10 protein-coding genes, 3 pseudogenes and 1 riboswitch are annotated in these 13,851 nt (G+C 36.3%); of the genes and pseudogenes, 4 read left to right on the top strand and 9 right to left on the bottom strand.

The features are described 5' to 3' along the window. Positions 1 to 436: 436 nt before the first annotated feature. Positions 437 to 1,648 (bottom strand): MFS transporter, encoded by a 1,212-nt coding sequence (locus QUF91_RS12105; protein WP_289417931.1) that lies wholly within the window; start codon positions 1,646 to 1,648, stop codon positions 437 to 439. 144 nt (positions 1,649 to 1,792) lie between these two features. On the opposite strand from QUF91_RS12105, the gene QUF91_RS12100 reads away from it, so the two are divergent. Further along, entirely contained in the window at positions 1,793 to 2,668 is an 876-nt protein-coding gene (locus tag QUF91_RS12100) for a LysR family transcriptional regulator (protein ID WP_285398841.1), read from the top strand. A gap of 130 nt (positions 2,669 to 2,798) precedes the next feature. Here the strand turns inward: QUF91_RS12100 and QUF91_RS12095 are convergent, their stop codons facing one another. From QUF91_RS12095 to QUF91_RS12080, 4 genes are all read right to left on the bottom strand, one after another. Further along, positions 2,799 to 3,797: a sensor histidine kinase gene (locus QUF91_RS12095; protein WP_289417930.1), complete on the bottom strand. Its 999-nt coding sequence runs from the start codon at positions 3,795 to 3,797 to the stop codon at positions 2,799 to 2,801. Next, a complete protein-coding gene (locus tag QUF91_RS12090; RefSeq protein WP_285398843.1) occupies positions 3,794 to 4,465 on the bottom strand; it encodes a response regulator transcription factor in 672 nt (223 codons plus the stop codon). The genes QUF91_RS12095 and QUF91_RS12090 overlap by 4 nt, the downstream gene beginning before the upstream one ends. Next, positions 4,462 to 5,451, bottom strand: a complete 990-nt coding sequence (locus tag QUF91_RS12085; protein ID WP_289417929.1) for an alpha/beta fold hydrolase — start codon at positions 5,449 to 5,451, stop codon at positions 4,462 to 4,464. The genes QUF91_RS12090 and QUF91_RS12085 overlap by 4 nt, the downstream gene beginning before the upstream one ends. 130 nt (positions 5,452 to 5,581) lie before the next feature. Continuing rightward, a complete protein-coding gene (locus tag QUF91_RS12080) occupies positions 5,582 to 6,004 on the bottom strand; it encodes a DUF1801 domain-containing protein (RefSeq protein ID WP_289417928.1) in 423 nt (140 codons plus the stop codon). Positions 6,005 to 6,266: 262 nt separating this feature from the next. Here QUF91_RS12080 and QUF91_RS12075 point away from each other — a divergent pair, with 262 nt between their 5' ends. Further along, on the top strand, positions 6,267 to 6,695 hold the full coding sequence (locus QUF91_RS12075; protein ID WP_289417927.1) for an NUDIX hydrolase: 429 nt from the start codon (positions 6,267 to 6,269) through the stop codon (positions 6,693 to 6,695). A 165-nt stretch (positions 6,696 to 6,860) separates the two neighbouring features. Here QUF91_RS12075 and QUF91_RS28305 read toward each other — a convergent pair. Next, positions 6,861 to 7,071, bottom strand: a pseudogene (locus QUF91_RS28305) (multidrug ABC transporter ATP-binding protein); the annotation flags it as partial. Positions 7,072 to 7,354: 283 nt separating this feature from the next. Between QUF91_RS28305 and QUF91_RS12070 the strand changes: the two are divergent. Both QUF91_RS12070 and QUF91_RS12065 read left to right on the top strand, forming a co-directional pair. Then, on the top strand, positions 7,355 to 8,416 hold the full coding sequence (locus QUF91_RS12070) for a tetratricopeptide repeat protein (RefSeq protein ID WP_289417926.1): 1,062 nt from the start codon (positions 7,355 to 7,357) through the stop codon (positions 8,414 to 8,416). A gap of 220 nt (positions 8,417 to 8,636) precedes the next feature. Next, a complete protein-coding gene (locus QUF91_RS12065) occupies positions 8,637 to 9,533 on the top strand; it encodes a M23 family metallopeptidase (RefSeq protein ID WP_289417925.1) in 897 nt (298 codons plus the stop codon). 345 nt (positions 9,534 to 9,878) lie between these two features. Here the strand turns inward: QUF91_RS12065 and QUF91_RS12060 are convergent, their stop codons facing one another. The 3 genes and pseudogenes from QUF91_RS12060 to QUF91_RS12050 form a co-directional block, all read right to left on the bottom strand. Continuing rightward, positions 9,879 to 10,919: a ribonucleotide-diphosphate reductase subunit beta gene (locus tag QUF91_RS12060; RefSeq protein ID WP_285399067.1), complete on the bottom strand. Its 1,041-nt coding sequence runs from the start codon at positions 10,917 to 10,919 to the stop codon at positions 9,879 to 9,881. Between the two features lie 13 nt (positions 10,920 to 10,932). Then, positions 10,933 to 11,844: pseudogene (locus QUF91_RS12055) on the bottom strand (ribonucleoside-diphosphate reductase subunit alpha); the annotation flags it as partial. Between the two features lie 338 nt (positions 11,845 to 12,182). Beyond that, positions 12,183 to 13,484 (bottom strand): annotated as a pseudogene (locus QUF91_RS12050) (ribonucleotide reductase N-terminal alpha domain-containing protein); the annotation flags it as partial. A 162-nt stretch (positions 13,485 to 13,646) separates the two neighbouring features. Further along, a riboswitch (cobalamin riboswitch) is annotated at positions 13,647 to 13,833 on the bottom strand. Positions 13,834 to 13,851: the final 18 nt, after the last annotated feature.

Genomic DNA, 13,851 nt, shown 5'->3' with positions numbered 1-13,851 from the left:
CTCATTTAACGATATGTAACGATCACGCAAAAATGAACCCTGCATTGTGGCACTTTTGCCTTCATACAGGGTTCATTTTTAAATTGTAAGTATATCACGCCTTCAAATTAGTAAGAGAAGCCTCATAGCCGCTCATATTAAAGGTGACAGTGGCCCCTTCAGGACAATAGCAATTAATGTTTATGGCACTTCTAAGTAAAACGGAAACTCCCGCTTCGGAAGGACTTCTTGTATCGTTACATCATCGATAATTTTTCGGAGAGCTGATTATGTGCATTCGGCATTAACGTGAAAGTTATTTTTTCACCAGCTTCTAATTTAGGGATCTTCCATGTTGAACCTGGCGCCTACCATTGTGACAGCTGCCCTTCATCCGTAATTACTTGCCAAACTGTAGCAATATTTGCATCAATCCAAATGGAACTTTTTTCTTTATTCATATCGCATTTCTCCGATTATTGAATTCAAGCCTTTTCAAAGATCTATATAAATTAACTGCACCTAGCGCTATGAAAATCGCAACTATATCCAGCGCCAATTGATAGCTTGAAAAAACTGTTACCATGAGTCCAAATAACGAAGGCGCAATAACAATAAATAATTGATTCAACGTCAAGGCTGCACTTACGGTTAGACCAACATAATGGGGATTTGAACGCTCTGTCACACAAGCAATATACAATGAATACCAACCAAGCGCTACAAAGCCTAATACAAAGCAAAATAGTGGCATTAAATTTTTCTCCTGCAATATAAAAGGCAATAGAACTGTGAAAATAACTGCACTAGCCATTACCATGATTAATAAATGCTCCCGTTTTTGTGCAAAAAATTGATCACTAATCCAGGCAATAGCTACCCTTCCAATCATACCTCCTAATAATACAAGGCTTAAATACTGCCCAGCCTCCGTCAATGAATAATTACCCTCTTGATGTAAATAACTCATAAAATGGGCAACAAGTATCATTTGCAAGGTCATCATGACGATACCTACAATATAAATCGGGTATAAATCTTTGTTATTTTTAATGGCACTCATCTTTTCTTTAAAGGTTACCGATGCTGCCGCCGTTGCGATATGATTTTTAGGTTCTTGATAAATAAGTAAAAAAATTAATCCACCTGCAATCGCAACCAAACCTTGTACAAGATGCACCGATGTCAGGTTATAATGATGGTACATATATGTGAGGATGACTGATGCTAAAGCGCCGCCAATCGGAATGCCTGTTTGTCGAATGCCAATCGCCAGCCCTCGATGTTTATCTGGAAACCATTTCACGATGGCCGCGCTGCCCCCTGTTTGCGCACTTCCGTACCATATTCCTACGACTATTAATAAAAATAGTAACACCGTATAGTTATTTGCCAACATGAGCAGTAAAGCTGAGAATCCTAGTAAAATAGAGCCCCATCCGATGATTTGTTTTTCCCCTTTCTTATCCATGAAATAGCCGAACACAATCATGGAAAATAGCGGCCCAATATTGACAGCAGAAACGATAAATCCTGCTTGGAACGATGATAAATTCCATTCAGTTTGATAAAATGTAGCAATTGGTCCCATGCCGTACGTTACAAAAGTTGCGGCAGTTTGCGAAAGCGTAGCTACTAAAACGATGATCCATTTATAATATGTATTCATAAAAAATCCTCCAATGCCGTTACACTGATTCATTTGTGCAGTATAACTTTATATATCTAGAGTTTACGCTTGCCCAAGGAATGCGTAAAATGGAGGAAAATGATAGCGGCTATCAAAAAATTTAATAGGTGTGTGAAATACAACATGAATATAGAAGAAATAGCATTGAAAATCGAGATTTTGGAGAGGCAAAATCTTAGTAAATCCGCAGAAATGACTAATTATACCCAATCTGCCTTAACGTCTAAAGTGAAAAAAATGGAGTCTGAAATTGGTCAGGAAGTTTTTAAACGGACACCGCAAGGATTAAAAATTACGGATGTAGGCACACAATATTTAAACTTTTTAAAGCTTATGACAGAGGAATACGATGAATTTTTACAAGCAATCGGGGCCGAACAAATGATCACTAAAATTAGCTTTGGCACATCACATACAACAATCAAAATTTATGGCGCATCCATTATGCATACGTTACAAACAAATAATATACCTTTAGATGTCGATTTCACAGTAGAATCTAGTACTTCCTTAAATGAAAAAGTACACAATGCCGAAATGGATTGTGCATTAACAAGTAACCCTATTAAACATTATCCTGACTTAAATTATGACATGATTGCATCCGAAACATTTGAAGTCATATCGAATAATACACATATCATTAATTTTGAGGAACGTTCACCCGTTACACTACTTGTACTAAGTAAAGGATGTATGTATTCACGCGCGATGTCAGAATGGCTAAAAAAGCATCAAGTTCCATTTACGACGAAAGAAATAAAATCGGTGAGTAGCATTCTTGATTTCCTCCAAATAGACAATTCGATTGCTGTATTAAATACAAAACTAATCAATTTATATAACTATACGAACATTCACTACTACAATTTACAGCAGCTCCACAACATAATAGAAACTGTCTTTATTTACAAAAAGAGCGACAGTAAACAATCTTCCATCTTTCAATTAAAACATGTCATTGAATCATTGCTTGAAGACCCTATTGAACGAAGTTAGTTCGTTCAATAGGGTCTATCTCAATTTATCGGAACTATTTTTAGATTTATCGCCCTAATTTTTAAATTTATCGGAATGATTTACAGATTTATCGGAACAATTTTAGAATTTATCACCCACTTTTCAATATTTATCGATATTCAGCGTAAGAAAAAAAATAAAAAGTCCCTTCACCAGTTGATTGTAACGTATAGGTGATATTCAATATTCTTGTTATATCGTCAATAATTTTTAAGCCTAGACCTTCGCCTACATGAGTCTGATCAAAACCAATACCATTATCAGTCATATAAACCTTGCCCTCTTTAATCGTTACCTCAAGTTTTGTAGCTTTTGAATGTTTCATTGTGTTTTGAAACACATTATCGAATAAACGTTGTAGCCATAGCTCATTGCTCGTCCATATTAAATGACTATCGTCGGCATGAAAAATTAGTTCGATGTCATGTATTCTATATAAATAGCTCCACTTTTTTATCATCGTTTCTAACAATACAGCGAGTTGGATTTCTTCATTCACAACATACGAATTTTCAATTGTATCTAAGGACTGCAAATTAAATTCATTCGTTAAGCTAGCAATATATTGAATTTGCTCGTTTAAGGACTCTACTAATTTCGGTTGTTCCTTATAGTGATCTTCTAGATAAAATAATTGTAAACGGATCGCTGTGAGCGGTGTATTAATGTCGTGTCTTAGCTTTTGTAGAAGCTCTTTTTGCAGCTCCTGTTGTTGCTTAAGCTCTAATTCCCGATAGGTAGTTCGCTCAATTAGCATATTAACTGACTGAATGAGCTGTCCAATTTCATCCTCATTGTCAACCTTTAATGTATTTGGTGTTTTTTCATTACTTGCTAAGTCACGAATGGCTTTGTTTAACATATTTATTTTAGAAAGTAATGAATTGATTGATTTCGAAAATAAAAACGCTAGCAAACATAATGATAGAAAAAACACAATTAGCATAGTTGGGTAGGCAAAAGATTCATGGAATGGCGTGCCTTTATTACGAGTTTTAAAGGCAAACTCATAAATAATGGACATTGACACACTTATTCCCAACAACACGATTGGAACACTGACAATCGCTGAAAATAATAACAATCGATATTTTGTTTTTAACGTCATTTTTTTATGTAGGTATTTAATCGATACCCTTCTCCGTAAATATTTTGAAGGATGTTGCCTGAAGGATCATCCATTTTTGTTCTAATCTTTTTGATGTGGACATTGATAATATTATGATTTCGATCCTCAAGTGGCCATAAATAGTCAAAAAAGTGATCCTTTGTTAAAACTCTGTCCCTGTTGTCAAATAAATAGAAGAAGATTTTGCGTTCAATCGCTGTCAATGCAATTTCATCATGAATAGTATGTTTAAAAACTTTACGAAGCTCTATATCAATCAATAAATGCTGTATTTGCGTAAATGTCCCATATTGCTGCTCGAGCATTTTCTGCATTCGTAAAAGTAGCTCTCTCGGATCAAATGGCTTTGTCATATAATCTTCCCCAACCGTTAACCCTTGAAGCTTGCTGTCGATATCATTGCGAGCTGATAGAAAAATAATGGGGATATTTAAACCTAAGCTTTTAATATTCTTTGTCAGCTGATAGCCATCTTCCCCTGGGAGCATAATGTCCATAATCACTAAATCGATTTGATGAATAATGCTCATAATTTCTTGTCCATCTGTTTTCCACACAACATCGTAACCTTCACGCTGTAGTATTTTTTGCATCAAATCGCCAATCATTAGATCGTCTTCTACTATTAATATCGTAAATCCTTTCATTCCATCGGCCTTTCTTTGTTATCAACTTTGTTCATAAATTCCATCGCCAGTTGATAAATCTCATTGGGTTTATATAAATAAATGCTATGAGTACCACTTAATTCCTTCACATCCGATATATGTATTCGCTCGGCAAATTCAGCATATTTCTGGCGATGGTACTTCGTATATTTGGAATCTTTATTTTGTTCAGCAATGGCATCAATCAATAAAATAGGTGTATCTTTTGGTTTTGGAAGCTCCTCTGATTTCACACTATTATCGTATACATGTAGTAGCTCATTTTTCATATCATCATTCAAAAATTGTTTAAAGGACAGTGCTTTATATATTTCTTTTTCTTCTTCCGTTAAAAAAGTTTGCTTGATGACTTCTTGATTATACACTTTCGAAGGGGCTAGTCGGTGTAAACCCATTTCGGTCAACAGATTTATTCCTCCAACAGTCGCTTTTTCGACCACTCCTATTTTATGCTCTATATATTGACTTGGCAAACTGATATCAAGTGCAATAATCCCTTTAATTTCTTCAGGGTATTTTTGTGCCCAATAAATAGCTTCAACCCCCGAGATAGAATGTGGTACTAGAATATAAGGAGGCTTATTGCCACTTTGCAGGAGCGCTTCTCTTGTCTGAGCTAAAATTGTATCAATATTGCGTTCGTCGTTAGAAACATCACTATATCCATATCCAGCTCTTTCAGCAACAGCAATCTTATGCTCTTGCGAAAACTTACTGTAAAGTCCTTTCATTTCATAAATAGGTGCCGCAATTCCTGAGCCTGCCATAAATACATAAGTGTCCTCGCCATCGCCCTCAGTATAAACATTCATTTTATTATGATCTACCTCAACAATTGTTCCTTTATTTTCCAAAACGTCAGATTCCTTACTTAGCTCGTATTGATGATAGATAAATATCACACTAAGCCCAAATAACATAAACGCAAAAAAGTAGATTCCTATTTTCTTAAATATTTTCTTCATATAACTCTCCTCTCAGTTGATACTTGAAAGGATACACGTTAAAAATAAATTTCTAATTAATTTTTTCAAGAAAATCAAAAAGCTGCCTAAAGTTTTCACACCACTTAGACAGCCTTTGACCCAAAAAGAATTATAGTTGGGGATAGGTTTTTTGTAAAAAGGCTACAGATTGTTTAATGAGCGACTTTAATACTTCCACATCAATATCCGCTAGCTTATTTATATAAACACAAGCTTTTCCCGTTGTATGTTTGCCAAACTCTTTTAATAATTGTTCTCGCTCACTGTCACCTGGGGCAAAATATAAACTGATTTTAGCCTTTCGAGGAGAAAATCCAACTAGAGGTGCATCGCCTTCATGTCCAGATTCATATTTGTAATGATAGCTACCAAATCCGATAATACTAGGCCCCCACATTTTAGCTTCATATCCTGTTACTTCAGTAAAAATATCCAATAGTTGGTAAGCATCTTCACGTTTCTTAGGATGATCGACGTTTTCAATAAATTCAATAACACTCTCATCCGTCTCTTTCGTTTTTAATTCGTACATGTTTATACCTCACCTTCTAAATATTAGTGCATCATAACATTTACAGAAGTTTACCACAATTGCTAATACAAACGTGGCTTTAAAACAAAGTTCGATAAGAAATCCAATTACCTTTTATGCTAATATAATTTCTTATTTCACTAACGGCACAGGTTAAGTTATATACCATTTATTTAATTGTTATAATAAAGTAAAACAGATTCACAGAACAACATATGAATCTAGCGGAGCAGGGTTTTGAAGAAGAGAATGGAGGTAGAGGATGAGAAAAGGGCAAATTCGAGCAATTGCTATTTGTATATTTAGGAAAGGCGATTCAATACTTGTCGCAGAAGGTTTTGATGAAGTAAAGAGAGATCATTACTATCGACCAATTGGCGGAGGAATTGAATACGGGGAGACAAGTTCTAAAGCAATAAAGAGAGAAGTACTTGAAGAAATCGGGGCAAATATAAATAACTTAAACTATTTAGGTACACTTGAAAACATATTTACATATAATGGTGACCTTGGACACGAAGTAGTTTTTGTTTATGATGCTGAATTTGTTGAAAAGTCTTTTTATGAAAAACCTTCTTTTTTTGGACATGAAGATAATGGTGCAACCTTCAAATTGCTTTGGAAGCCAATTAGCGATTTTTCCAAAAATAAATTAAGCTTAGTTCCAGAAGGATTATTCAATTTGCTTTAAATCACTAGATGAGGAAAGAACGATCTTAAAATTGGACAGTATTCTTGAAATAAAGCTAAAATTGTTAAGTTATACACTTGTGCTATCGGGTCCTAGAGGGCATCATAGCTCGTTATAAAAGAAACTCCATTTGACTTTTTCCAAATGGAGTTTTTCTTTTTGTTATTATGTAAAGGATGAAGAGTTCAAAACTTTTTGCTGTAGATTACTATAAATTCCTTGTTTTTGCATAGTGATTCCCCCTGCTCAACAATTTCCCCTATTGAATAACAAGAATTTAGTCGGCATTTTCGATTGTTTTTAAGCGGTGAGCAATGACAAAGCTTGTGCGTCCCTGCATCAAATGCTGTTGGCCTTTTTGAATATCAACCTCTGTTTATGTATAGATGTAGCCTTCTCCAGATATCCGAATTTTCTAAAATTTCCTGGGCAATATCGAGTAGCTTTCCTTTTTGATCAGCTGGAATTTTCTCCTCTCCGCTCTTTGTATATCACATTTCTTCTAAATATTTTTGAAGAAAACTATCAAATGGCAATTATTTTTTTGTGTCTCCTACTATTTTTTAGAGCCCGGTTGATAATTTATACTTAAATCAAAAGGAGGTTTTATCCTTTTTTTCCAGAATAATAATTATATCAAGCAGAGAAGAGGCAGAATCATGGAAAACACTAAAGATATAGCATTACAGCTACGAAGACAAGGAAAACTACAAGAATCGAAACAAATGTTTTTGACATTATTATCAAACGACCAACTCAATCCTTCCCTCCATTATGAATGTGCACGAAGCTTTGATATTTTAGCTGAAGAAACAAAGGCAATGCCATTTTATGAGCAGGCGATTGAACTAGGTTTAACAGATGAAGAACTGGAGGACGCATACGTCAAATTAGGATGCATTTATCGAACACACGAACTTTTTTTAGAGGCGAAAAAACTTTTCCAAGAAGCATTCCGTAAATTCCCTAAAAAAGAACAAATGAAAATATTTTACGCCATGGCATTATATAACGTAGGAGAACACGCTGAAGCAATGGGTTTCTTAATTGACAACATCGCTTATACGACAACTAATCAAGATATATTAAAATACTATCGAACAATTACTTATCTAGGTCATCGATTAGATTCTAGTAGCGATGAAATTATTGCGCTTGATATAAATCAGCCGTTACAGCCTACTCCAACATCTATCGTAGAAAAAGTAACAGAGGGGCTTAAAAATTTTGGTCTTGGAGGTTTCCATACTGGTGGAGGTTGTGAGTATGATGAATATTTTAATTATTTTAATGTTCGAGATTTAGAAACACGAAGATGTGCCCTTGCCGCTTTTACAGTGATGCTCGGTAATTGGCATGCGCGCAGTAGTTCTACCTTTATTCCACAGCACGACCGAAAATATTTAGGTGGATATGATCCTAATGAACCGTTTCATGAATTGAACAATTACATCGAAGCCATCGTTGCTCATCATCATCAAATAAAACAAGACTTCCCTGTGATGTTTGAATATATTATTGATTTTTTAATTTCTATAGAAGAAGAAAGAAAAGTACCTTACGAAAAATGGTTTCCAGAATTAGATGCTCAACTCGTTCAACGATTAAGGGATGAAGTATTACTTCCTAATAAATCACTATTAGAGGTCCCTACCGAATACAAATACTTTTTAAGAGAAGCTGGCATTACACCATTTTTCCAATCAGACTTTTTTGAATAAACTTGAGAAAAGCCATGTCAGCACTAATTATGCTACATGGCTTTTTTTCTCTAAAGTTATTACAAATCATCAAACCTGTTATCTTCTTCACATCTTCTGGAACTCTGGGGAAAAGGTTCTTTAACTGTGATCACTATGTTAGAATGAAAATCAGAATGAAGTAAACATTACCAATAATGTTATAGCTTCCAATAAAGCAACAAAAAGGGGATGAGAAATAGTGTTTCCAATCTTTTATTCCATTGGTTTGCTAATCGTATTACCTGCGAGCTTTATTATTTCACTATGGAAAGCTCCTTTTAAAAGTAAACTGGAATGGTTGTTGGACTCATTGGTAACTGCAGCACTAATTATTTGGTTATTTCAAGCAGGAAACTGGAGTTGGGTCGGATATTATGTTCGCTTTCTTTGGTTAGTTCTCTTGATTGTCACTGTCATTTTTTCTTGGAAAAGGGTAAGGAATTTACCGTTTACAATAAAATATACACTAAATCAAAAGTTTTCAATTGGTATTTATATTGTCCTTATTTTGGTTTTTGGTACGTATAATGCTTTGGTCTTAAAAAGCTATACAGTAGCTGAAAAAGGAATTGAGTTATCTTTTCCACTTAAGAATGGCACCTATTATGTCGGACAGGGTGGCAATCAGGTGTTAATGAACTATCATCAAGACCATCCAGGTCAAAAATACGCGTTAGACATTTTAAAATTAAATACGCTTGGAACCCGCGCAAGTGGACTTTATCCAGAAGAATTGGGTAAGTATCAAATATTCGTAGATGATTTGTATAGTCCTTGTAACGGAAAAGTAGTCAACATCCAAAATGATTTACCTGATCTCCCTCCTCCTAAAGCTGATCCAGAAAATCCTGAGGGAAATCATGTCGCCTTATCCTGCGAGAACTATGATGCTACCGTTTTATTAGCTCATATGCAAAAAGGCAGCATAGTGGTGGCAAAAGGAGACAAAGTAACGACGGGCCAAATACTTGGGAAAGTAGGAAACTCCGGAAATACAAGCGAACCACATTTACACATTCACGCCGAAAAGGACGGGAAAGGTGTACCGATCACATTTAATGATCGATTTTTAGTGAGAAATAGTTTGGTACGATAATTTTAACTTATTTCTTTTTCTTGTTATATTACCTTTATCAGCGGTCGTTGGAGGTTTATCAGCGATTACCCTTGGTTTATCGGCGATTGTTATAACTTTATCAGCGATTACTCATGGTTTATCAGCGATTGTTATAACTTTATCAGCGATTACTCATGGTTTATCAGCGATTGTTATAACTTTATCAGCGATTACTCATGGTTTATCAGCGATTGTTATAACTTTATCAGCGATTTAAAAAGCGCGAAAAATCAATTTAATAAACTTTGATTTCTCGCGCTTTTCTAATGTGAAATTTTATAATTTTGCTTTAAAAATACACTTTTCCCCTAGCCTCATTGAGCATTACAAATCATCAAACCCGTTATCTTCTACATTAACCTTCACATATTGACGAGAACGTTGCTCGAAGAAATCTGTTTTCCCTAAATCAACATCTTCGTAAGCTTTAACCCACTTCAATGGATTTTTGCGATAGCCTTCAAATGGACGCTCGACGCCAAGTTGATTACAACGAACATTGGCATAGAAGTGCACATAATCATGGACATCTTCCACATCAAGGCCATCAATTTTATCGCCAATCACTTCATTGGCCCAATCGACTTCTAGTTGTACAGCCTCACGGAAGATTTCCTGCACACGTGCTGCTCGTTCTGGCGTATCGTATTCAGGATATTCCTCTAATAACTCTTGATAAATTTTCACAAATAAATCAACATGTAGCTGTTCATCGCGGTTAATATAATTAATCATCGTTGACGTTGCCACCATTTTTTGATTGCGTGCTAGATGATAGAAGAAGGCAAAGCCAGAATAGAAGAATAAGCCTTCTAAAATCACATCATAAATAATCGCCTCTAGCATATTGTCAACAGTTGACTCCTCTGAAAATGCACGGTAGCCCTTAATAATAAAATCATTACGTCGCTCTAACACTGGCTCCGTACGCCAAAAGTCAAACGTACGATCTTGTTCATCTTTGTTCACAATACTTGATAGCACATAGGAATACGAGTGATTATGAATAACCTCTTGCTGCGCTAAAATGATCATTAGTGCATTTAAGCTTGAATCTGTTAAATAATCTGCTACTTTCCCCGCAAAATCAGTTTGCACACTGTCTAATAGCGCCAGTAAACCGATAATCTTTAAGAAGGATTCCTGCTCAACTGCTGATAGCTCAGGAAACTGCTTCACATCATTGCTCATATTAATTTCAAATGGAGTCCAGAAGTTACCTAGCATTTTTTTATACTTTGGATAAGCCCAGCTAAAACGCACATCATCCCAGTTTAAAATGTTAGAAGAGCGTCCGTTCACAATGCCTGTTGAACGGTTCGGTGCTTCTTTATCCATAATTTGTCGTTTAGTAATTGTTGTCATTATTTACTTCCCCCTAGCTAGCGCAAGACTCACATTCTAGCAATTCTACAGATGTCGAGCGCACATAATACGTCGTTTTTACACCGCTCGCCCAAGCATTCATATGCAGTGCCAGTAAATCCTTCGCCTTAATCGTATTTTGAACATATAAATTAAGCGAAATACCCTGATCGATATGACGTGCTCGTGCAGCATTTTGCTTGATTGTCCAATTTTGATCGATGAAATAAGCAGATTTATAATACCAAGTCGTCACTGGTGATAAATCTGGTACAGTTACTGGTATTTTGTAATCCTTCTTCTCCTCTGAATAACTCTTTTGGAAAATAGGATCAATCGTTGCCGTACTGCCTGCTAAAATGGATGTCGATGAGTTAGGTGCAACTGCCATCACATAGCCGTTGCGCATACCTTTTTCAGCAACTGCCGCACGTAATGCATTCCATTTATCACTGTCATAGCCACGTTTGTCAAAATAAGCACCAGTATGCCAATCTGAGCCCTCAAATAATGGGTAGGCTCCTTTTTCACTTGCCAAATCGTTGGAAGCACGAATCGTTAAATACGCAATTTCCTCATATAGCTTGTCCGCGAATTCTACAGCATCCTCAGACTCCCATTGAATTTCTTTTAAAGCTAATAAATGATGCCAGCCAAATGTTCCAAGTCCAATACCACGGTAACGCAAGTTTGTACGCTCTGCCTGTTTTACTGGAATTGTATTTAGAGCAATAACATTATCTAACATACGTACTTGAATTGGAATCAAGCGCTCTAAAACACCAGCCGGTACAGCTCTACCTAAATTAATGGATGATAAATTGCATACTACGAAGTCTCCAGGCTTGCGACGTGTAACGATGACATCATCTTCTAAAGTAATAGACTCAAATTCAGTTGGTGACATGTTTTGGAAAATTTCTGTCCTTTTCTTCAACTAGGTTCGCTAGACCTAATCCGTTCTCTTATGAACTGCTGTATATCACTATACAGAGGAGACTATATCATCATCCTCAGCTCTACCTGAAGGATGCTCCGCTTTTCCCTTTATGAATTATCCCTATAACGGGCCTCGCTTGAGGGGTACTCTACTCGCTTCTTCACTCATGTTTTTCAATGAGTTATGCTTTCGATAGTCGTTAGGCTTTTACTTTTGATTAACTAATTTAATCAAAAGATTTAGCACGGTAGGTTATCACATTGTGACTTTCCCCGTTTAACGGAGTTTTCGACAACCATTTCTGATTGAAGGTGCTACTATTAACACAAATTACTTGAGTAAACCATTCCTTCATGTTTATTCGGATTCATGCGGTTTACTTCATCACGATAGAACATAAACGGCACGCCTGTTTCAAGCTGTGAGCGCATAATACGCTTCATAATATCGATCGCTGGTACGACTTCACGGCTTAATAAAGGATTGGCGATACATTCTGCATATTTTGTACGGAAGGAACCGTCACCTTTTTTCTCATCATAGAAATCCTCTAGTGAGTAGCCCATAACCTCTCGTACTTCATGTGGGTCAAATAAATGCCATTCCCCGCGCTCTTCAACTGTCTCCATAAATAAATCCGGTAAGCATAGCCCTGTGAAAATATCATGGGCACGTAAACGCTCATCCCCATTGTTTAAACGTAAATCTAAAAACGTAAAGACGTCCTTATGCCAAACATCTAAATAAACAGCAATAGCTCCTTGGCGTTGACCAAGCTGATCGACTGAAACTGCCGTATTATTAAGCTGTTTAATCCAAGGTAATACGCCACTTGATGCCCCTTTAAAACCTTTAATAGATGAGCCTCGGCTACGAATTTTGCCCATATAAACGCCAATGCCACCACCGTATTTCGATAAGGTTGCAACATCTGTATTTGTGTCGTAAATGCTTTGTAAACTATCATCTACTGTATCGATAAAGCAGCTAGATAACTGTCCATGTGTTTTCCCTGCATTCGATAATGTCGGAGTGGCTACTGTCATATATAAATTGCTCATTGCCCAGTAAGACTCTCGCACCTTTTGTAAACGATTTTCTGTTTCATCCTGCATCAATGTCATCGCAATGACCATCCAACGTTCCTGAGGTAGCTCCACTGGTGTTTTCGTATAATCACGGACAACATAGCGGTCCATCAATGTTTTTAAGCCAATATATGTAAACAACTCATCTCGACTTTGTTCTAAATAAGAAGCAAGTTCCTGAAGCTCTTGCTCACTATATTTTGTTGTTAAACTTTCATGATACAAACCAGCCTCTGTATAGCGTGCTAATTGTGCTGGGAATACCTGATAAACATCTTTCACTGAAACGCCGCGACGCATTGCAAATTGGTCATATAATTTTTCTAAATAAATTTGCGCTGCAACAAATGTCCAATATGGCTCCTCTTCATCAATTAGGCTAAGCGTTTGTAAAATCATCGCATCTGCCCATGCCTCAAATGTGGCATTGTCATTTTTTCGTAGCCATCGATCCGATAACCTTACAAAACTTTCAAGTTCATCCTCCGTGTAACTATTCTTTAACTTAGCAATTTGCTGTTCGATTTGAATTGTCATATACACATACTCTCCCTTTCTTTCTACAACAACACAAAAAGCGATCATGCACCCTCTATCGGTTGCGTGATCGCTGTAAAATCGGAAATGGAAATGAAGGACATGCACACAAAGAAGTGAACAAATCTCTCGCCTCCACTTCTCAATCCCCGAAGAATGTGTTGTTGTCTCGAACAAATTGGCAGGTCTCCTGGCTCATGCTTCCTCCAAATGATCGCCTTCCCATTTTTAACAGTGGCATCATCATCATTTGTCAGCACTTACAGTTGCGGGGACAGCTTCGGCTTAAGATGCTCTTTTTCCGAATTCCCTTTTAAACCATATTGGTACCTCTTGTCCAAAATACTATATATTGTGTTTTAACTCC

The sequence above is a fragment of the Lysinibacillus sp. G4S2 genome, assembly GCF_030348505.1.
Lineage (GTDB): Bacteria > Bacillota > Bacilli > Bacillales_A > Planococcaceae > Lysinibacillus.
The sequence above is the reverse complement of the archived record's forward strand: the minus strand, read 5'-3'. Positions and strand labels throughout refer to the sequence as shown.

What these genes read in the sequence shown, in the direction of transcription:
- QUF91_RS12095 (WP_289417930.1), bottom strand. Translation starts at nt 3,797, where the DNA reads ATGACGTTAAAAACAAAATATCGATTGTTATTATTTTCAGCGATTGTC.
- QUF91_RS12070 (WP_289417926.1), top strand. Translation starts at nt 7,355, where the DNA reads ATGGAAAACACTAAAGATATAGCATTACAGCTACGAAGACAAGGAAAA.
- QUF91_RS12100 (WP_285398841.1), top strand. Translation starts at nt 1,793, where the DNA reads ATGAATATAGAAGAAATAGCATTGAAAATCGAGATTTTGGAGAGGCAA.
- QUF91_RS12085 (WP_289417929.1), bottom strand. Translation starts at nt 5,451, where the DNA reads ATGAAGAAAATATTTAAGAAAATAGGAATCTACTTTTTTGCGTTTATG.
- QUF91_RS12105 (WP_289417931.1), bottom strand. Translation starts at nt 1,648, where the DNA reads ATGAATACATATTATAAATGGATCATCGTTTTAGTAGCTACGCTTTCG.
- QUF91_RS12090 (WP_285398843.1), bottom strand. Translation starts at nt 4,465, where the DNA reads ATGAAAGGATTTACGATATTAATAGTAGAAGACGATCTAATGATTGGC.
- QUF91_RS12080 (WP_289417928.1), bottom strand. Translation starts at nt 6,004, where the DNA reads ATGTACGAATTAAAAACGAAAGAGACGGATGAGAGTGTTATTGAATTT.
- QUF91_RS12060 (WP_285399067.1), bottom strand. Translation starts at nt 10,919, where the DNA reads ATGACAACAATTACTAAACGACAAATTATGGATAAAGAAGCACCGAAC.
- QUF91_RS12075 (WP_289417927.1), top strand. Translation starts at nt 6,267, where the DNA reads ATGAGAAAAGGGCAAATTCGAGCAATTGCTATTTGTATATTTAGGAAA.